Source organism: Brachybacterium phenoliresistens (assembly GCF_039530785.1).
In the GTDB taxonomy this organism is placed as follows: Bacteria; Actinomycetota; Actinomycetes; order Actinomycetales; family Dermabacteraceae; genus Brachybacterium; species Brachybacterium phenoliresistens.
This window is the reverse complement of sequence record NZ_BAAAOW010000001.1, coordinates 741,011-758,442: the sequence shown is the minus strand read 5'-3', so window position 1 is coordinate 758,442 and position 17,432 is coordinate 741,011. Positions and strand designations below refer to the sequence as shown.

Sequence of the window (17,432 nt, the reverse complement as noted above, 5' to 3'; positions counted from 1 at the left end):
ACCCGATGAGCGAGACCACCCCGCAGACCACCGGCGACCGCGTCGACGGACGCACCCCCGACCAGCTGCGCGAGGTGAGGATCACCCGCGGCTGGCTCGACCACGCCGAGGGCAGCGCGCTCATCGAGTTCGGCCGCACCCGCGTGCTGTGCGCCGCCTCCTTCACCGAGGGCGTGCCGCGCTGGAAGAAGGGGTCCGGCTCCGGCTGGGTCACCGCCGAGTACGCGATGCTCCCGCGCGCCACCGACTCCCGGTCCCCGCGCGAGAGCGTCAAGGGGAAGATCGGCGGGCGCACGCACGAGATCTCCCGCCTCATCGGCCGCTCCCTGCGTGCCGTCATCGACCTCGACGCCCTCGGCGAGAACACCATCCAGCTGGACTGCGACGTCCTCCAGGCCGACGGCGGCACCCGCACCGCCGCGATCACCGGCGCCTACGTCGCCCTCGCCGATGCGATCTCCTGGGGCCGGCGCCACACCTCGCTGTCCGCCACCGCGACGGTCCTCACCGATTCGGTGAGCGCCATCAGCGTCGGCATCGTCGACGGCCGGCCGCTGCTGGACCTCGAGTACCGCGAGGACGTCGCGGCCGACACCGACATGAACGTGGTCGTCACCGGCACCGGCGGCCTCGTCGAGGTGCAGGGCACCGCCGAGGGCGTCCCCTTCTCCCGCGCCGAGCTCACCACCCTGCTGGATCTCGCCGAGTCCGGCTGCGCCTCCCTCGCGCAGATCCAGCGGGACGTGCTCGCGGAGCAGCGGTGAGCGCGGCTCCCGCCGGGGCCCGCATCGTCCTGGCTTCCCACAACGCGAAGAAGCTGCGCGAGCTGCAGCGCATCCTCGCCCCGGCCGTCCCGGGCCTGGAGGCGGAGCAGATCGTCTCCGCCGCTGGCCTCGGCCTTCCCGATGTGGTCGAGGACGCCGTCAGCTTCGAGGGCAACGCCCTGAAGAAGGCGCGCTCCGCCGCCGCGGCCACGGGCCTGCTCGCGGTCGCCGACGACTCCGGCCTCGCGGTCGACGTGCTCGGCGGCGCCCCGGGGATCTTCTCCGCCCGCTGGTCGGGCCGTCACGGCGACGACGAGGCGAACAACGATCTCCTGCTCGCCCAGCTCTCCGATGTCCCGGACGAGCACCGCTCGGCGCGCTTCGTCTCCGTCGTCGCCGCGGTCCACCCGGACGGTCGCGAGCTGGTGTGCCGCGGGGAGATGCCCGGCACCCTGCTGCGTGCGCGGCGCGGCGAGGGCGGCTTCGGCTACGACCCCCTGTTCGTGCCCGATGATCAGCCCGGCGGCGGCTCCCTGACCGCTGCGGAGCTCTCCCCGGAGGACAAGGACGCGGTCTCGCACCGCGGCCGCGCCCTGCGAGAGCTCACGACGCGGCTGGGGGAGCTGCTCTCCTAGCGCTTCTGGCCGACCTGAGCTCCTGGCGTCCCCGAGAGGGGGTGTCAGGAGCTCTTGTCATGTCCGGCCTCCGGGTACCGTCCGCGGGGCTGCCGTCGTCGCTGATGCCGTCCGGGTCCCGCCACCCGTGTTTACGGGGGTCGAGGATGAATGATCTTCCGCGCTTCGCTGTGGCGGAACGTGTGCATCATGGACGTATTCCGAAGAACCGCATCGTCGCCCGATGACGTGGCTGGTCAGAGCGTATTCGGGGAGGTCTGCCGCGGTGGGGAGGAGAGGTGGGACGAAGTTCTCCACAATGGTCGTGATGGCCTTCCATCGACCGGCGTACGGGTGTAGGCTGGGTTTCGAACAGGCAATCGAAATCGGCGGCGACGGGGCCGCCGGAGAGTCTGGGGAGGGGGGCGGGGCGGCATGTCGCAGGATCAGATTCCGGGGATGCCCGATCGCCCCGCGCGTGCTCTGCCTGCGTCGGCTCCTGAGGCCGGGCGCTCAGCGCGCGCCGCGTCCTCGCCGGCCGCCTCTGCCCCTCGCGCGGCGGGTGCCGCAGCGGACGCCGGTGACGACGGGGAGGGTGCGGGACGGGGTTCCCGACTCCCGGGACCGGCGACGGTGGAGCAGTTCGTGGCGCGGGTGCCGTTGTCGCTCGCGCGGGGAGCGATCCGTCGGCCGGTGTCGCGGGAGGCTCTGCCGGGGCGAGCGGGGGTGGAGGAGGACCCGGTGCTGGCGGGGGTCGCCCGGACCCTGTGGGATCTCGAGGTCCAGGAAGGCCCTCTGCTGGCGCGGAAGTACTTCGCGCTGCATGCTCTGTCGGATCGGCCCGACGAGGCACCCGAGCCGGGCCTGGAGGGGGACTGCGGCAGTCTCATCGCGGCGGAGGCGCTGCGGGTCTCGGCTTCCCGCGGGGCGCGGGAGGTCGCAGATGGGTATACGGCGGTCGAGCACTTCCCGGGATGCCTGACGCGTCTGGAGGGGGAGGAATTCCCGGCCTTCTGGTTCCGGGAGATGATCCGGATGACGCGGACGCTGCGGCACGTCCTCCAGCAGGGCATCGATGAGGTCGTCGCCGGCTGGGACCTGCACTGCACCCCGAAGACCTTCTTCAAGAACCTCCGGGCCCTGGTGGCGTGGGCGGAGTCCCTGCAGGCGGCAGACGAGGCGCCGGTGCCGGTGGAGCGGGGTGTGCGGGTGCAGGAGGTCGGTGGGGGCATGTCGTGCATGACCCTGACCGGGCCGACGCCCGAGGTGTACTCGGCGGCGCGGCGTCTGGATGTGGCGGCGCGGGCGGTCCAGGCCCAGCAGCGCGCGGCCCTGGCTGCGGGTGGGGAGGTTCCGTGGGATCCGGATGGGATGGTGCGGGAGGATCAGCGGCCGATGTCCCTGGCGACCCTGCGGTTCCTGCTGGCGACCCGTGGGCAGGTGGATACGGATGGGGTGGAGGTGCCGGCGGACCGGTTCCGGATCACCGTGACCGTGCCGATCCTGTCGTTGTTGGGGGTGAGTGAGGCGCCGGGGATGCTGGATGGGATGGTGCCGGTCCCGGCAGACCTCGCGCGGACGCTGGCGGCGGGGGAGGAGGACTGGTACCGGGTGCTGACCGACCCGGTCAGCGGGGCGTTCGTGAAGCTTCCGGCGGCGACGTACCGGCCGACCGCGGCGATGCGGGAGCATCTGCGTCTGCGGGGGTCGCAGTGCGCGGTGCCGGGGTGCGGGAGGCCGGTGTCGCTGGGGTCGGAGTGTGATCACATCGAGGAGTTCCTCGCTGGTGGGGCGACGGATCTGGAGAACCTGCACTGGTTGTGCCGGTTCCATCATCAGGAGAAGACCGACGGGGTCCTCGACCCTGTCCGGATCCAGCCCGTCCAGATCGGTCCGGACGGGGTGACGCGTCCGGGGCGGACGCGGTGGCTGATCGGGAGCAGGGAGGGGCATCACGTGATCCGGGATGTGGTCGATGATGTCGATCTGATCGGGACGATGACCGTCAAGCATCTGATGGACCACTACCAGGACCACCAGGGCGTGCTCTGCGGTCAGGACTGCCGCCATTTCGGCCGGCCGATCCCCCCGGACGAGGACGACGATCCCGACGACCCGCCCACTCCCGACGGTCAGGACCCCGGCGGCGGCGATGACCCCGGAGGCGGAAGTCCCGGCGGCAAGGACCCTGGAGGTAGCGACCCCGGAGACCGGGGTGGAGGACACGGCGAGTCCGGGGAAGACGACTCCGGGCATGGGACTGGAGGTCATGGCGGTGGCGCTGGCGTGCGCCCCGGGAGAGGCGACGACGTCGAGCGCCCCAGGAATGATGGTGCTCCCAGCCGCGCTACCGACGCCTCGACCCGAGTGTCACCGGCGACCGTCGATCCTGCCGACCCGTGGGGCATCCAGCAGCGTCGGAAGCGGAATCGAGATTCCGGGACCGAGGGCGGTTTGGCCTTCCCTTTCGGCTCCGACGGACCCCCGCCCTTCTGAAGATGGCAGGATCGGATCGCACCGTGACCGCCAGCCCGCCCAGGACGGGCAGGGCAGGAGGTCAGATCACGCCGGCATGGGCCAGGGCGCGACGCACCACGATGTCGTGACCGCCCTCGAGCTCGTCCATCACCCCGGACTCCAGGAGCTCGGCGACGTCGTACCAGTTCAGCTCCAGCGCGTCCTCCTGCGGAGAGGCCTCGCCGTCCACGGGCACCAGGTAGGCGAGGGAGATCGCATGCTGCCGCGGATCGGTGAACAGTGACTGCCCCGGCGTCGGGAAGTACTCGGCGACGGTGAACGGCACCGGGCTCGCCGGGATGCGCGGCAGAGCCATCGACCCGAGATCCTTGTCGATGTGGCGGGCGATCGCCTCACGCAGCGTCTCGTGGATGAGCACGCGGCCCGAGACGATGGTCCGCACGATCCGCCCCGTCCCCGAGGCGCGCAGCAGGAGGCCCACCTGGGCGACCGTCCCGTCGACGTCTGTGCGCACCGGCACCACGTCGATGTACGGGATGGGCAGATGGCGGCGCAGCTCGGCGATGCGGTCGGGCTCGAACCACGCGCCCTCGGCATCGATGGCCGTCCGGGGGCTCATCGGCGGGCCTCCGACTCCTGGACCTCGGCCGCGATCTGGCCGGGAGCGAGATGCGACTTCTCGAGGATGAACCGGGGATTCTGGTCCCGGGAGACGACCCGCACCTCGTGCTCGACCGGAGCGCCCGCGATCATCCGCACGCCCCAGGTGGTGCCCTCGAGGTCGACCAGCGAGAGCGTCGCGTTCGGGATCGAGGGCAGCGGCCTCTCGATGATCCCCGACAGGACGAATCGGATCAGGGTGCCGTGGGCGACCACGAGGACCTTCTGTCCCGGGTACCGCCGCTCGAGGTCCTCGAGGGCGTCGTAGCCGCGATCGGCGACCGCCTGATGATCTTCGCGGCCGGGGAAGGAGCGCTCGGGGTACGTCTCCTCCATCTCGCGGGTGGGCTTGCCCTCGGCGACGCCCCAGTCGATCTCGACCAGCCGGGCATCGGTGCCGCCGAAGGGGATCCCGTGGTCCTCGGAGATGATCTGCGCCGTCTGCTGGGCCCGCTGCAGCGGGGAGGAGACCACCACGTCCCAGTCCACGGGCGGGAGATCGTCGAGCGCCTGATGCGCCTGCTGGATCCCGGTGTCGTTCAGCGGGATGTCCGAGGACCCCTGGAACAGATCACGCAGGTTGTAGTCCGTCTGTCCGTGGCGGACGAGGCCGAACAGGGTCATGGGGGCTCCTCGGGGCGGGGCAGGCTGCGGCGTCAGCTCTCAGGGTACATCCCGCGCCACGCCGCCACGCCCGGCGCTGGCGAGCATCGGCGCTGGTCACGGGACGGACCCGGGGTGGCGGCGCCGAGGGCCTGCATCGTGCTCCGGGCACGTGCGAGCATGTGATGGTGAGCACTCCGATCGGCGACCACGCCCTCCTGTCCGACCTGCACACCGGCCCGCTGATCTCGCGCGAGGGCAGCGTGGACTGGCTCTGCCTGCCGCGGTTCGACTCCGCGGCGGTGTTCGCCGCGATCCTCGGGACCGAGGAGCACGGCCGCTGGCTCATCGCCCCGCGCGACGGCGAGGTCGTGGACCAGCACTACGAGCAGGGAACCTTCGTGCTGCGCACCCGCTGGCGCACCCCCACCGGGGAGGCGGAGTCCGTGGACTTCATGCCCTCGGCCGACGGCCGCGCCGACATGGTGCGCCGGATCCGCTGCCTGTCCGGGACCATCGAGGTGGACGTCGACCTGAGGCTTCGGCCGGACTACGGCGCCACGCTGCCGTGGGTGCGCCGCGTCGACACCCGCCACGGCCCCTGCCTGCAGGCGGTGGCCGGCCCTGATGCGTACATCCTCCGCGGGCCGCGGCTGGAGGCCGACGGGACCCGCCACGGCGGCGTCTTCCACCTGAGCGCCGGGCGCAGCTGCACCTGGGTGCTGACCTGGGTGCCCTCGCACCTGGAGGTGCCCGAGCCGATCGACGTGGACGCGGCGCTCGAGGACACCCGCCGCTTCTGGACGTCCTGGAGCGATGCGATCACGGTCGACGGCCCCTGGGCCGATGCGGTCCACCGCTCGCTGCTGGTGCTGCGGGCCCTCACGCACGCCGACACCGGCGGCATCGTCGCAGCTCCCACCACCTCCCTGCCCGAGGACCCCGGGGGCGTGCGCAACTGGGACTACCGCTTCTGCTGGCTGCGCGACTCGGCGCTCACCCTCGAGGCGCTGCTGCTGCACGGGCGCACCGAGAGCGCCCTGCACTGGCGGGACTGGCTGCTGCGCGCCGTCGCCGGCGATCCGGAGGATCTGCAGATCATGTACGGCATCGCGGGGGAGCGGTCCCTGCCCGAGCGGACCCTCCCGCATCTGCCCGGGCACCTCGGATCGGTGCCGGTGAGGATCGGCAACGGCGCCGTCGCCCAGTACCAGGCCGATGTGATCGGCGAGGTGATGATCGCGCTGGAGGCTCTGCGCGAGGCGGGCGTCGCGGAGGACGACTTCTCCTGGCCCCTGCAGCGCAGCATGCTCCGCCACGTCACCACCCACCTGGATCGGAAGGACCAGGGGGTGTGGGAGATGCGCGGGGACGCCCACTACTTCACCCATTCGCGCGTGATGATGTGGGCGGCCCTGGACCGCGGCATCCGCGCCGTGGCCGAGCACGGCCTGTCCGGCCCGGACGCCGAATGGATCCGGCAGCGCGACGCGCTGCGCGAGGAGATCCTCGAGCACGGCGTCAGCGCGCAGACCGGCGGCTTCACCCAGACCTACGACACGACCGAGGTCGATGCCTCGCTCCTGCAGATCCCGCAGACGGGCTTCGTCCCGTACGACGATCCGCGCATGCTCGCCACCGTCGAGCAGATCGAGCGGGACCTCATGCATCACGGGCTGCTGCTGCGCTATCGCACCGCGACGAGCACCGACGGCCTGACGGGCGACGAGTACCCGTTCCTCGCCTGCAGCTTCTGGCTGGTCGAGCAGTACGCCCGCACCGGCAGGCTCGACGAGGCGACGGCGCTCATGGAGGAGCTCGTGGACTGCGCGAACCCGCTGGGCCTGCTGGCGGAGGAGCACGACCCGCAGCAGGGCCGGCAGATGGGCAACTTCCCGCAGGCGTTCAGCCATCTGGCACTGGTGCGGGCGGCCGATGCGATCCGCGACGCTGCGCGCGAACGGTAGGGACTCCGCTTAGTTAGCGAGGGCAACTAATCGGGTACTCTGGGTCTCGACTCGAACAGCACGACCTCCAGGAGACCGCCTTGTCCGATCCGACCCTGCTGATCCTCGGCGCCACCGGCGATCTCACCCTGAGACTCCTGCTGCCCGGGATCGGATCGCTGCTGTCGCGGGAACCTGGCCGGCGCCTGCGGGTGATCGGCGTGGGGCGGCGGGACCGACCCCGGAGCGAGTTCGCCGGGCTGGTCGCAGATGCGCTGGCGTCGGGCGGAGCCGGTGCCGAGGCGATCGACCGCATCCGGGACCAAGCCGATCATCATCGGATCGACATGTCTGATCCGGGCGAACTCGCCCGGCTGCTGGACCGCTATGCCGATGCCGAGCGGCTCGTCCTCTACTTCGCCCTGCCGCCGGAGGTCACGCGGAGGGTGTGCGCGGCCCTGCGCCACGTGGGACTGGGTGAGAGGACGCATCTGGCTCTCGAGAAGCCGTTCGGGAGCGATCTTCGCAGCTCCCGGGACATGGAAGAGCTCGTCCTGGGGCTGGCGCCCCCGGAGCGTATCCATCGGATCGACCACTTCCTCGGGATGTCCTCCGTGCAGCGCCTGGCCGGCTGCGATGCCGCGTCGGATCGTCCCGAGGAGATCGAGATCTGCTTCGAGGAGTCCCTGGCGCTGGAGGGCCGCGCCGGGTACTACGACGGGGCCGGAGCGCTGGTGGACATGATCCAGTCCCATCTGCTGCTGGTCCTCGCCGAGCTGCTGCGTCCTGCCGCGGCCCCCGGGAGCGGCTCCGCGGTGCACGAAGAGCGCGTCCGCATCCTGCGGGCCCTCCGGCCATGGGGCGGCGATCCGGCATCGGCCTCGCGCCGAGGCCGGTACACGGCGGGCAGCATCGGCGGGCGCCGGATTCCCGCCTACACGGACGAGACCGGGGTGGATGCGGCGCGCGGGACGGAGACCCTCGCGCAGATCACTGTCGAGGTCGATCTCCCGGCGTGGGCGGGCGTGCCGATCACCCTGCGCTCGGGGAAGGCGCTGGGCGCGCCGGCGCAGCATGTCGCGCTGAGGATGCCCGATGCTGAGCCGGTCCTGCTGCCGCTGGTCGACGGGGCGGCGGAGGGCACGCACGTGGGCGCCTATGGTGCGGTGGTCGGAGCCGTGCTCGACGGGCGCGATGCTCTCGGAGTGGGGTCCGATGCCGTCGAGGAATGCTGGCGGATCATCGACGAGGTGCGAGCGACCTGGTCGGCAGGAGGCGTGGAGATGGACGAGTACTCCGCCGGCTCGGGCGTGCCGGAGACGTGGAGACCGCGTGCGCGAGGGGGGACTCGAACCCCCACGCCCGAAGGCACTGGAACCTAAATCCAGCGCGTCTGCCGATTCCGCCACTCGCGCGCGACCCCGCACAGCCTATCCGGGAGCGGAGGCGCTCGGCGCAGGGCGAGCGGGCGAGCGCAGGGCGGTCGCGTGCGCGGCGACGGGACGGGCACGATACGATTCCGGGCAGACGCACCGGCAACGCATCGGAGGAACTGGTGAGCAAGAGCAAGAAGGCGAGCCTCGAGGACATGAGCCGCGAGGCCGAGCGCCGACAGGACAATCTCGCCGCCGACATCGACGAGCTCATCGATCGCATCCACCCCAAGAACGCCCTGATGCGCTGGAAGAACGAGGCGCTGGACGCCGCGAAGGGTTTTTCCGCCGCCGGTGACGGACAGGGCGCCCAGGGCCGCATCGCTGCGGTCGCGGGCGGCGTCATCGGCGTGATCGTGCTCGCGGCGGGCGTCGCGGTCCTCGCGGCGGTCCGCGGGCGCGGCGAGGAGGAGGAATCCTCTCGGAAGGCGGCGAAGGACTGATCGTCCGCGACGGCCCGGCGACCTCCGCGGTCGCCGGGCCGTCGCATGCCCGGGCTCAGGCGGAGACGTCCCCGTCGAGGTAGAGCCATGCGCCGTCCTCGCGGACGAAGCGGCTCACCTCGTGCAGCACGAGGCGCCCCTCGGGGCCGCGGGCCGTGGCGCGGAACTCGACCGTGCCGGCCTGGTCGAAGGGGCCGCCGGCATCGGTGCGCAGGATCTCCAGGTGCAGCCAGCGCGTCCCGTCGCCCAGCGACGTGGCGAGATCATCGGCGCCCGGTCGGGTGCGCGGGTGCCAGGAGGCGAGCAGGTGCGCGAGGTCGCCGCGGGCGAAGGCGGTGAAGCGGGAGCGCATGAGCTGCTCGGCCGTGCCCGCCCGGCGCCGTCCGGCCAGGATCGGCCCGCAGCACGTCCCGGCGCTCTCGCCGCTGCGGCAGGGGCAGGGAGGATCGTCCATCATCCCTCGATCCTCCCAGACGCCGGGACCTGGCAGGATCGAGGGCATGACCGAGCCTGATCCGACGCCCGAGCCCCTGCCTGAGGGATATCGGCTGCTGCGCGAGGCGCCCGATGCCGCCGAGTACTGCGCGCTGCGACGCGACGCCGGCCTCAGCGAGCGCAGCGCCGAGCAGGCCGTCGGCGCGCTGGCCGCGAGCTGGGCCTGGACCAGCGTGCGGGCGCCGGACGGGACGCTCGCCGCGATGGGGCGGGTGATCGGCGACGGCACCTGGTACTTCCACATCGTCGACATCGCCACGCATCCCCGGCACCAGCTGCAGGGGCTGGGACGGGCGGTGATGCGCGACCTCATCGGCCGCATCGACGCCGCCGCCCCGCCGCACCCGTACATCACCCTGATGGCGGACCCGCCGGGCCGGCGGCTCTACCGCTCCCTGGGGTTCGTCGACGCCGCCCCGAGCCTGGGCATGCTGCTGCCCCGATAGCCGCCCGACGCCGGCGAGAGCCCGCCCGACACAGGAGAGACCGATGAAGGAATTCCGCGCTCCCGCGCCCGAGGATCCCCGCACCGCCTACGAGCGCATGGTCGCCGGCGACTGGTACATCGCCGACGACCCGCAGATCCAGGACGCATTCCGGGCGGCCCTCGCCGCGACGGCCCGCTTCCAGGAGGCATACCCCCAGGACCCCGACGCCGCCCAGGAGATCCTGCGGGACCTGCTCGGCGAGCTCGGCGAGGGAGCGCACGTGCGCGCCCCGATCGCGGTGGACTACGGGAGCCGGCTGTTCATCGGCCCGGGGACCTTCGTGAACTTCGGGCTCACGGCGCTGGACGTCGTCGACGTGCGCATCGGGGCGAACTGCCAGCTGGGCCCGAACATCCAGCTGCTCACCGCCGTCCACCCGCTGGAGGCGGAGCCGCGCCGGGCGGGCTGGGAGGCCGCCGAGCCGATCAGCATCGGCGACAACGTCTGGATCGGCGGAGGGGTCGTCGTCTGCCCGGGCGTGAGCATCGGCGCCGATTCGGTGATCGGCGCCGGGTCGGTGGTGACCCGGGACGTGCCGGCCGGCAGCCTCGCCGTCGGCAGCCCCGCCCGGGTGATCCGCTCGCTCTGAGCGAAGCACCACAGGGCCGACCCGGCGTGCTCGCCGGTGCCGCCGGGCCCGCGCCGGTAGGCTCGGGGCGACCCCCGTCCGGGCGCGCCGAGCGCCGGCCCGGCACCCCGAGAACAGGAGTTCCCATGACCTCTCTGGCAGGCAAGACCGCCGTCGTGACCGGATCGTCCCGTGGAGTGGGCGCCGACACCGCCAAGCTCCTCGCCGCGCAGGGCGCCAACGTGGTCATCAACTACCGCCAGAAGGCGCCGCGCGCGAACAAGGTGGTCTCGCAGATCGAGGCCGAGGGCGGCCACGCCGTCGCCGTCGGCGCCGACCTCACCGAGCCGGAGGACGTGCGCACCCTCATGCGCACCGCCGTGGACACCTACGGCAGCCTCGACATCCTGGTCCTGAACGCCTCCGGCGGCATGGAGACGGACCTCGGCGAGGACTACGCGCTGCGCCTGAACCGCGACGCGCAGCGCGACGCCCTGCTGGCCGGCCTCGAGCTGATGGGCGAGGGCGGCCGGATCGTCTTCGTGACCAGCCACCAGGCGCACTTCATCCACGAGGTGGAGACGATGCCGGAGTACGAGGCCGTGGCCCGCTCCAAGCGCGCCGGCGAGGACGCCCTGACCGAGCTGATCCCCGACATGACCGCCAAGGGCGTCACCTTCGTCGTGGTCTCCGGGGACATGATCGAGGGGACCGTCACCGCCACCCTGCTCAACCGTGCCCGCCCCGGCGCCCTCGAGCAGCGCCGCGAGGCCGCCGGCAGGCTCTACTCGGTCGCCGAGTTCGCCGCCGAGGTCGCGAAGATGGCCACCGCCGAGGTCGAGACCGGTCACATCGAGCTGGTCGGCGGCGCCGGGGACTTCCTCGCCCAGGGCTCCGGGGCCTGATCATGGCCCCGGATCCGGACCCCGCCCCGCAGGAGCTGCTGCTGGACGTCTGGGCCGATGTCATCTGCCCGTTCTGCCTGCTCGGCGACGAGCAGCTGCGCCGGGCGATCGAGGCCGAGGGCCTCACCGGCGCGGTCCGGATCCGCCGGCACTCCTTCGAGCTGGATCCGCAGGCGCCCGCCGAGCCCCGCAGCAACCTGGAGTACCTCGCGGAGAAGACCGGCACGGACCGGGAGGAGGCGATCCGCCGCGAGCAGGTCGTGCAGTCCGCCGCGCAGGCCCTCGGTCTCGACTTCGTGCTCGAGCGGCCGGTCGCGAGCACCCTCGCGGTGCATCGGGTCGTGCAGCATGCCGGACGGAGCGGTCGGGACGACGAGCTGTTCCGTGCGCTGCAGCAGGCGTACTTCGCCGGGACCCTGGATCCCTTCGACCCCGAGGCGCTGATCCGTGCGGCCGGGGCGCAGGGGCTGGACGAGGACGCGCTGCGCGCCGACCTCGCGGACCCGGCCTCCGAGGAGGCGGTGCGGGCCGACGAGGACGCCGCCGCCCGGCTCGGCGCCCGCGGCGTGCCCTTCGTGGTGATCGCAGGGCGCCTCGGCGTGCCCGGCGCGGTGGGCGTCGACGCCTTCCGCGACGCCCTGCGCCAGGGGCGGGAGCTCGCCGGGACCGACGCCGGCTGACACCGGCCGGCGCCGTCCCGGCTGCTGGGCTCAGGCGGCCGCGCGCAGGGTGCGCGAGGCGACGATCGCGGCGATCACCATGAGCGCCGCCCCGATGCCGGCGGTGATCACGACCCCGGAGTCGAAGGCGTGCTGCGCGGACGAGAGCAGCGCCGCCGAGGCATCGGCCGGCAGCGACCCCGCGACCGAGGTGGCCCCGCCGAGGGTCTCCCCGGCGGCGGCGCGCTGCGCCCCGGTGAGCCCGCCCGGCAGCTCCACATGCGCCCGGTAGGCGGCATTGAGGAGGCTGCCCAGCACGGCCGTGCCCAGCACCGACCCCGTCTCGTACGCCGTCTCGGAGATCGCCGAGGCGGCGCCGGCCTTCTCCGCCGGGACGGCCGAGAGGATCAGGTCGTTGCTGATCGTCTCCCCGGCGCCGACGCCGGCGCCCAGCAGCACGAAGGCCAGCAGCAGCGTCGCGTCGCTGCCCCAGGAGCCCGTCGCCGCGACCAGGGTGAAGGCGACGGCGTTCAGCGAGAGCGCGGCGGTGACCACGATCCACGGGGCCACGCGGCGCACGACGCGCACCACCAGCAGCCCGGCGACGATCGTCACCAGCAGCCCCGGCAGCAGCACGAATCCGGCCTGCAGGGGCGTGCGGCCGCTGACCAGCTGCAGGTGCTGCGAGACGAAGTACAGGAAGCCCACCAGCGAGAACACGCTCAGCAGGTTCGCGGTGACGGCGCCGGCGAACACGGGCCGGGTGAACAGGGTGACGTCGAGCATCGGCACGGGGCGCCGCAGCTGGCGACGGACGAAGCCGATGCCGGCGAGCACCGCGACGAGCGCGGCCGCCAGGCCCACCGTGGTCGGGCCCTCCGCGGCGAAGGACTTGATCGCGAAGACCAGCGGGGCCATCGTCGCCAGGGACAGCAGGACGCTCAGCGGGTCGACGGGGCCCGGGGCGGGATCCTTCGACTCGGGCACGACGATCGGGGCCAGCACCAGCAGGGGCAGCATCACCGGCACCGCCAGCAGGAACACCGATCCCCAGGAGAAGTGCGCCAGCAGGAAGCCGCCGACGATCGGGCCGAGGGCGGCGCCGCCGGAGAACCCGGCCGCCCACACCGCGATCGCGGTGCGCCGCTCCAGCGGGTCGGTGAAGATGTTGCGGATCAGCGAGAGCGTCGCCGGCATCAGCATCGCGCCGAAGAAGCCCATCAGGGCGCGCGCGGCGATGAGGTGCGAGGCGTCCGTGGAGAACGCCGCGACGGCGGAGATGACGGTGAAGCCCGTGGCGCCGACCAGCAGCAGGCGCCGACGGCCCAGACGGTCCCCGAGGCTGCCCATCGACACCAGCAGCCCCGCCAGGACCAGCGGGTAGATGTCCACGATCCACAGCAGCTGGGTCCCCGAGGGGGCGAGCGCCTCCGAGATCATCGGCAGCGCGAAGGACAGCACGGTGTTGTCCACCGCGACCAGCAGCACGGGGAGCATGAGCACGGCGAGCGCCGTCCACCGGCGACCGGCCGAGGACCGGACGGGGGAGCGGACGGAGCTGGGTGCGGTGAGCACAGGGACCTCCTGGGACGGCTCGGGCGCGGGACCTCCGCGCCACACGTCCAAGCTATACCGTCCGGTCGGTACAGTCGAGGGGTGGTGACGAGGAACGCCCCCGGCTCGCTAGGGTGCTTCCATGTCCGCTCGCGATGCCCTGCTCGACGCCTACGAGGCGATCCTCATCGACGAGGGCGCCCGCGCCGCGACCCTCGAGGCCGTGGCCTCCCGTGCGGGCGTCTCCAAGGGCGGGCTGCTCTACCACTTCCGCTCGAAGGAGGCGCTGGCCGAGGGCTTGCTGGCGCGCCTGGAGGAGCTGGCCGCCCAGGACCGCGAGCTCATGCGGGCGGCGCCCGAGGGGCCGGCCCGCTACTACGTGCGCTCCTCCGTGTGGACCGGCAGCGCCTTCGACCGCGCCTGCATCGCCGTCGCCCAGCTCGCCCAGGCCTCCACGCCGGCGGCCCGGGACATGATGGTGCGCATGGGCGAGGCGTGGCGGGAGCTGCTGATGGAGGAGCTCGGGGATCCGGCGGTGTGCCGGGCGATCCTCCTCATGGGGGACGGGCTCTACTACGACGCGGCGCTCGTCGGCGGCGCCGAGGTCCCCGCCCCGGGCAGCTCCGGCTCGCTCGAGGAGCTGCTGGAGGTCGTGGACCATCTCGTCGAGCTCGCCCGGACCCGGCGCGGCACGGCCTGACCCGGCGCGGAGACGCCCGACCCGCCGCGACGGCGGCTCAGAGCCCGTGGGCGGCGAGCGCCTCCAGGCCCTCCGTGCCCAGCACGTCGCGCTCCAGGTGCGGCACCTCCAGCAGCGGCACCTGCGGCAGAGCCGTGCGCAGCGCGGCGAGATGGACCTCCTCCCGCTCCCGGCGCGCCGCCAGCTGGGGCCCCTGATCGGCGGGGGAGCGGCGGTTCACCACGAGGGCGCCGACGTCCACGCCCTCCGCGCTGAGCTGCGCGTGCAGCTCGCCGGTCTCCAGCACCGCCAGGCGCTCGGCGTTCAGGACGATCGCGAAGGAGCAGCTCCGCGGGTCCGTGAGGATCCGGTGCAGTCCGCTCAGCCGGTCGCGCCGCCGGGTGATGACCTCCCGGATCTGCGCGTCGCGCGCGGCGCGCCCCGACGCCGCCGCGGACGGCCCGAGGGCCGAGACCAGCTCGCCGAAGCGCTCCGATCGGTCGCGGCGCTGCAGCAGGGCATCCATCCAGAGCGTCATCGACTCCGGCAGGGAGAGCAGGCGGGCGGTGTGCCCGGAGGGGGCCGTGTCCACGACGACCAGGTCGTACGCCGGCGTCCCGTGCCCGCCCTCGAGCGCTCCGGTGACCACCGCGGCGAGCCGGTCCAGCACCGCGGCCTCGTGCGTGCCCGGGGAGCTGCGCGCCAGCTCCAGGTGCGCGTCCACGGCGCCGGCCAGGTGCGCGGGCATCATGGACCGCAGCATCGTCCCGGCGTCCTCGAGGTGCCGGGCGACGGTGGCATCGGGATCGATCTCCAGCCCGTCCAGTCCCGGCGCCAGGGCCGCCGGCCGGTCGCCCAGCGGCACGTCGAAGAGATGGCCCAGGCTGTGCGCCGGATCGGTGGAGACGACCAGGGTGCGCCGCCCCTGCCGAGCCTGGGCCAGGGAGACGGCGCCGGCGAGGGTCGTCTTGCCGACCCCGCCCTTGCCGCCCAGGAGCAGCAGACGGCGCCGCGCGGCGAGGTTCAGCAGCACCCGATGCCCTCCAGAGGGGAGCGGTCCATGCCCGCGCGGCGGTGCCAGTCGTGGAAGTCCTCGTAGATCGCCGGCAGCAGCTCGAGGGACAGCAGCCCGGTCGGCGTGGGCACGCCGAGGGCCTCGGACATCACCATCATGGTGAACAGGTCGTCCTGGTCCCGGCGGGCCCGCGCGAAGGTGCGGCGATAAGGGGCGGCGTAGAACTCGTGAAGACCCGCTCCGAGCTCCCGCCAGCCCCGACGCAGCCGGCCCGCACGAGGCGCCGGGTCGGCCGTGCGCTCCGGGATGGCCGCGCGCTCCGGGCCGGTCGTGCGCTTCGGGCTCGTCCCGCGCATCAGGCCGGGCCGTCGCCGACGGATCGGCCGCCGACCGGGGCGCTCTCGTCGTCCTCCTCGACCTCCGGGGCGGCGCTGCGGGCCCGGCTCAGGGCGACCGCCGATTCGAGGACCACCCACAGGGCGGCGATCAGGATGATCACGTCCAGCACCAGCAGCAGCCAGTTGCGCTCGGCGAAGAACGTGCCCATCTGGATGATCAGCGCGTACAGGCTGACCACCAGCACGAACAGCAGGGGCAGCAGCACGGGCAGGACGGGCCGGCGCTTGCGGGTCAGCATCACCGCGAGGATCGACAGGGTCAGCGCCGCGAGGATCTGGTTGGTGGTGCCGAACAGCGGCCAGATCACCATGCCGCCGGAGCCGTCGGCCCCGGCGCCGAAGGCCAGGCCCACGCAGACCACCAGCACGATCGCTGTCGCGATGACGGGGGTCAGCCGCAGCCCGGCGATCTCTCCGATCTCCTGCACCACGAAGCGCTGCAGGCGCACCCCGGTGTCCATGGTGGTGGCCGCGAACAGCACGGCCATCGTCGCGAGCACCGTCGCGGACAGCGAGGCGGGCAGGCCCAGCCCGGCGTTCAGGATGGCGCCGCCGCCGCTGACGAAGGCGACCACGCCGCCCTGTCCGAAGGCGCTGTACACCTGCTCCCAGTCGGCCAGGGTGCGGAAGCCGGCGGTGGTCGCGATGATCGCGCCGAGCGCCAGCAGCCCTTCGCCGACGGCGCCGAAGTAGCCCACGAAGCGGGCATCGGTCTCCGCGTCGAGCTGCTTGGAGGAGGTGCCGGAGGAGACCACGCCGTGGAAGCCGGAGATGGCGCCGCAGGCGATGGTCACGAACAGCAGCGGCATCAGGCCCGGGGTGCCCTCGGGCAGGGCCCGGTTCAGGGCGGGGGCGACGATCGTCGGGCTCGCGATGAGCACCGAGCCGTACAGCAGGCCCAGTCCGATGAACAGCTGCAGGCCGTTGATGTAGTCGCGCGGCTGCAGCAGCACCCACACGGGCAGCATCGAGGCGATGCCGGCGTAGAGGAACAGCACCACGATCCAGAACGCCCCGGCGGACATGCCCAGCACCGTCTCCGGCAGGGCCAGCGGGAACCGGTCGCCCAGCAGGATCAGCCCGTACAGGGCGGCGACGCCGACCACCGAGACGGTCGCCAGGTTCCAGCGCAGGCGGTAGATGGCCTGTCCGATGAGCACGGCGACCACGAGCGCTCCCCAGGTGGGGATCACGGCCGAGGGCGTGGAGACCAGCAGGCCCGAGATCACCACCGCGAAGGCGGCGTTGACCATCAGCAGCAGCAGGAAGATCACCACGAGGAACAGGCGGCTGCCGCGCACGCCGATGTAGCGGGCCGAGAGCGCGCCGATGGACTGCCCGCGGTTGCGCACCGAGGCCCACAGGGCTCCGAGGTCGTGCATGCCCGCGAAGAAGACGGTGCCCAGCGTGACCCAGAGGAAGGCCGGGGCCCAGCCCCAGATCACCGCGACCGCCGGGCCGACGATCGGGGCGGCCCCGGCGACGGAGGTGAAGTGGTGCCCCCACAGCACGAACTTGTTGGTGGGGACGTAGTCCACCCCGTCGGACAGCTCGTGCGCCGGGGTGCGGAAGGAGGAGGACAGCCGGAAGACGCGGCGCGAGAGGAAGCGGGAGTACAGCAGGTACCCGGCGATCATCATGCTCACGCCGATCGCGGCGAGGAGGAGGGAGTTCACGATGCTCCTAGCGGTCGGGAGGCGCGCCGGACCGCCGGGGGACGTCGGCGGCCC

Annotated in this window: 18 protein-coding genes and 1 tRNA gene; 11 read left to right on the top strand and 8 right to left on the bottom strand. The window is 72.8% G+C overall.

Features of this window, described 5'->3' with window-relative positions:
* The first annotated feature begins 5 nt into the window (after nucleotides 1–5).
* From rph to ABD234_RS03490, 3 genes are all read left to right on the top strand, one after another.
* On the top strand, nucleotides 6–764 hold the full coding sequence (gene rph, locus ABD234_RS03500; RefSeq protein WP_038372937.1) for a ribonuclease PH: 759 nt from the start codon (nucleotides 6–8) through the stop codon (nucleotides 762–764).
* On the top strand, nucleotides 761–1,399 hold the full coding sequence (rdgB, locus tag ABD234_RS03495; protein WP_038372938.1) for an RdgB/HAM1 family non-canonical purine NTP pyrophosphatase: 639 nt from the start codon (nucleotides 761–763) through the stop codon (nucleotides 1,397–1,399). The genes rph and rdgB overlap by 4 nt, the downstream gene beginning before the upstream one ends.
* A gap of 612 nt (nucleotides 1,400–2,011) precedes the next feature.
* A complete protein-coding gene (locus ABD234_RS03490) occupies nucleotides 2,012–3,874 on the top strand; it encodes an HNH endonuclease signature motif containing protein (protein ID WP_344354060.1) in 1,863 nt (620 codons plus the stop codon).
* Nucleotides 3,875–3,935: 61 nt separating this feature from the next.
* On the opposite strand, the gene ABD234_RS03485 is transcribed toward ABD234_RS03490, so the two are convergent.
* Together ABD234_RS03485 and ABD234_RS03480 are read right to left on the bottom strand one after the other, a co-directional pair.
* Nucleotides 3,936–4,475 (bottom strand): DUF4916 domain-containing protein, encoded by a 540-nt coding sequence (locus ABD234_RS03485; RefSeq protein ID WP_038374362.1) that lies wholly within the window; start codon nucleotides 4,473–4,475, stop codon nucleotides 3,936–3,938.
* Complete coding sequence (locus ABD234_RS03480) at nucleotides 4,472–5,140, bottom strand: histidine phosphatase family protein (protein WP_038374363.1); 669 nt, start codon at nucleotides 5,138–5,140, stop codon at nucleotides 4,472–4,474. Before ABD234_RS03480 ends, ABD234_RS03485 begins: the two co-directional genes overlap by 4 nt.
* A gap of 164 nt (nucleotides 5,141–5,304) precedes the next feature.
* On the opposite strand from ABD234_RS03480, the gene ABD234_RS03475 reads away from it, so the two are divergent.
* Nucleotides 5,305–7,086 carry a glycoside hydrolase family 15 protein gene (locus ABD234_RS03475; protein WP_344354057.1) on the top strand — a complete coding sequence of 594 codons (1,782 nt, stop codon included), beginning with the start codon at nucleotides 5,305–5,307 and terminating at the stop codon, nucleotides 7,084–7,086.
* An 80-nt stretch (nucleotides 7,087–7,166) separates the two neighbouring features.
* Nucleotides 7,167–8,447: a glucose-6-phosphate dehydrogenase gene (locus ABD234_RS19165; protein WP_425546775.1), complete on the top strand. Its 1,281-nt coding sequence runs from the start codon at nucleotides 7,167–7,169 to the stop codon at nucleotides 8,445–8,447.
* Here the strand turns inward: ABD234_RS19165 and ABD234_RS03465 are convergent.
* A tRNA-Leu gene (locus ABD234_RS03465) sits at nucleotides 8,399–8,480 on the bottom strand. The genes ABD234_RS19165 and ABD234_RS03465 overlap by 49 nt on opposite strands.
* 140 nt (nucleotides 8,481–8,620) lie before the next feature.
* On the opposite strand from ABD234_RS03465, the gene ABD234_RS03460 reads away from it, so the two are divergent.
* On the top strand, nucleotides 8,621–8,941 hold the full coding sequence (locus ABD234_RS03460; protein WP_051487150.1) for a hypothetical protein: 321 nt from the start codon (nucleotides 8,621–8,623) through the stop codon (nucleotides 8,939–8,941).
* Between the two features lie 55 nt (nucleotides 8,942–8,996).
* Here ABD234_RS03460 and ABD234_RS03455 read toward each other — a convergent pair whose 3' ends face one another.
* A complete protein-coding gene (locus tag ABD234_RS03455) occupies nucleotides 8,997–9,395 on the bottom strand; it encodes a YchJ family protein (RefSeq protein ID WP_156954194.1) in 399 nt (132 codons plus the stop codon).
* A 46-nt stretch (nucleotides 9,396–9,441) separates the two neighbouring features.
* Between ABD234_RS03455 and ABD234_RS03450 the strand changes: the two genes are divergently transcribed.
* The 4 genes from ABD234_RS03450 (at nucleotide 9,442) to ABD234_RS03435 (ending at nucleotide 12,077) form a co-directional block, all read left to right on the top strand.
* Nucleotides 9,442–9,882, top strand: coding sequence for a GNAT family N-acetyltransferase (locus ABD234_RS03450; RefSeq protein ID WP_038374370.1), 441 nt, complete (start codon nucleotides 9,442–9,444; stop codon nucleotides 9,880–9,882).
* Nucleotides 9,883–9,925: 43 nt separating this feature from the next.
* On the top strand, nucleotides 9,926–10,513 hold the full coding sequence (locus ABD234_RS03445) for a sugar O-acetyltransferase (RefSeq protein WP_038374371.1): 588 nt from the start codon (nucleotides 9,926–9,928) through the stop codon (nucleotides 10,511–10,513).
* A 125-nt stretch (nucleotides 10,514–10,638) separates the two neighbouring features.
* A complete protein-coding gene (locus tag ABD234_RS03440) occupies nucleotides 10,639–11,397 on the top strand; it encodes an SDR family oxidoreductase (protein WP_038374372.1) in 759 nt (252 codons plus the stop codon).
* Between the two features lie 2 nt (nucleotides 11,398–11,399).
* Nucleotides 11,400–12,077 (top strand): DsbA family oxidoreductase, encoded by a 678-nt coding sequence (locus ABD234_RS03435; RefSeq protein ID WP_038374374.1) that lies wholly within the window; start codon nucleotides 11,400–11,402, stop codon nucleotides 12,075–12,077.
* Nucleotides 12,078–12,107: 30 nt separating this feature from the next.
* Here ABD234_RS03435 and ABD234_RS03430 read toward each other — a convergent pair whose 3' ends face one another.
* The gene (locus ABD234_RS03430; RefSeq protein ID WP_038374375.1) at nucleotides 12,108–13,631 is read right to left on the bottom strand and encodes an MFS transporter; all 1,524 of its coding nucleotides are present in this window, start codon (nucleotides 13,629–13,631) and stop codon (nucleotides 12,108–12,110) included.
* 121 nt (nucleotides 13,632–13,752) lie between these two features.
* On the opposite strand from ABD234_RS03430, the gene ABD234_RS03425 reads away from it, so the two are divergent.
* Nucleotides 13,753–14,310, top strand: a complete 558-nt coding sequence (locus ABD234_RS03425) for a TetR/AcrR family transcriptional regulator (RefSeq protein ID WP_038374377.1) — start codon at nucleotides 13,753–13,755, stop codon at nucleotides 14,308–14,310.
* Nucleotides 14,311–14,347: 37 nt separating this feature from the next.
* Here the strand turns inward: ABD234_RS03425 and ABD234_RS03420 are convergent, their stop codons facing one another.
* The 3 genes from ABD234_RS03420 to ABD234_RS03410 are packed head-to-tail and all read right to left on the bottom strand — an operon-like array spanning nucleotide 14,348 to nucleotide 17,378.
* A complete protein-coding gene (locus tag ABD234_RS03420) occupies nucleotides 14,348–15,322 on the bottom strand; it encodes an ArsA family ATPase (RefSeq protein WP_038374378.1) in 975 nt (324 codons plus the stop codon).
* Entirely contained in the window at nucleotides 15,313–15,660 is a 348-nt protein-coding gene (locus tag ABD234_RS03415; RefSeq protein ID WP_332248925.1) for a cory-CC-star protein, read from the bottom strand. The genes ABD234_RS03420 and ABD234_RS03415 overlap by 10 nt, the downstream gene beginning before the upstream one ends.
* Entirely contained in the window at nucleotides 15,660–17,378 is a 1,719-nt protein-coding gene (locus ABD234_RS03410; RefSeq protein ID WP_038374379.1) for a carbon starvation CstA family protein, read from the bottom strand. The genes ABD234_RS03415 and ABD234_RS03410 overlap by 1 nt, the downstream gene beginning before the upstream one ends.
* Nucleotides 17,379–17,432 lie beyond the last annotated feature (54 nt).

Bases quoted from the DNA above. Each gene is read 5' to 3' on its own strand.
- rph (WP_038372937.1), top strand. From the start codon at position 6: ATGAGCGAGACCACCCCGCAGACCACCGGCGACCGCGTCGACGGACGC.
- ABD234_RS03485 (WP_038374362.1), bottom strand. From the start codon at position 4,475: ATGAGCCCCCGGACGGCCATCGATGCCGAGGGCGCGTGGTTCGAGCCC.
- ABD234_RS03480 (WP_038374363.1), bottom strand. From the start codon at position 5,140: ATGACCCTGTTCGGCCTCGTCCGCCACGGACAGACGGACTACAACCTG.
- ABD234_RS03475 (WP_344354057.1), top strand. From the start codon at position 5,305: ATGGTGAGCACTCCGATCGGCGACCACGCCCTCCTGTCCGACCTGCAC.
- ABD234_RS03455 (WP_156954194.1), bottom strand. From the start codon at position 9,395: ATGGACGATCCTCCCTGCCCCTGCCGCAGCGGCGAGAGCGCCGGGACG.
- ABD234_RS03450 (WP_038374370.1), top strand. From the start codon at position 9,442: ATGACCGAGCCTGATCCGACGCCCGAGCCCCTGCCTGAGGGATATCGG.
- ABD234_RS03445 (WP_038374371.1), top strand. From the start codon at position 9,926: ATGAAGGAATTCCGCGCTCCCGCGCCCGAGGATCCCCGCACCGCCTAC.
- ABD234_RS03440 (WP_038374372.1), top strand. From the start codon at position 10,639: ATGACCTCTCTGGCAGGCAAGACCGCCGTCGTGACCGGATCGTCCCGT.
- ABD234_RS03435 (WP_038374374.1), top strand. From the start codon at position 11,400: ATGGCCCCGGATCCGGACCCCGCCCCGCAGGAGCTGCTGCTGGACGTC.
- ABD234_RS03425 (WP_038374377.1), top strand. From the start codon at position 13,753: ATGTCCGCTCGCGATGCCCTGCTCGACGCCTACGAGGCGATCCTCATC.
- ABD234_RS03415 (WP_332248925.1), bottom strand. From the start codon at position 15,660: ATGCGCGGGACGAGCCCGAAGCGCACGACCGGCCCGGAGCGCGCGGCC.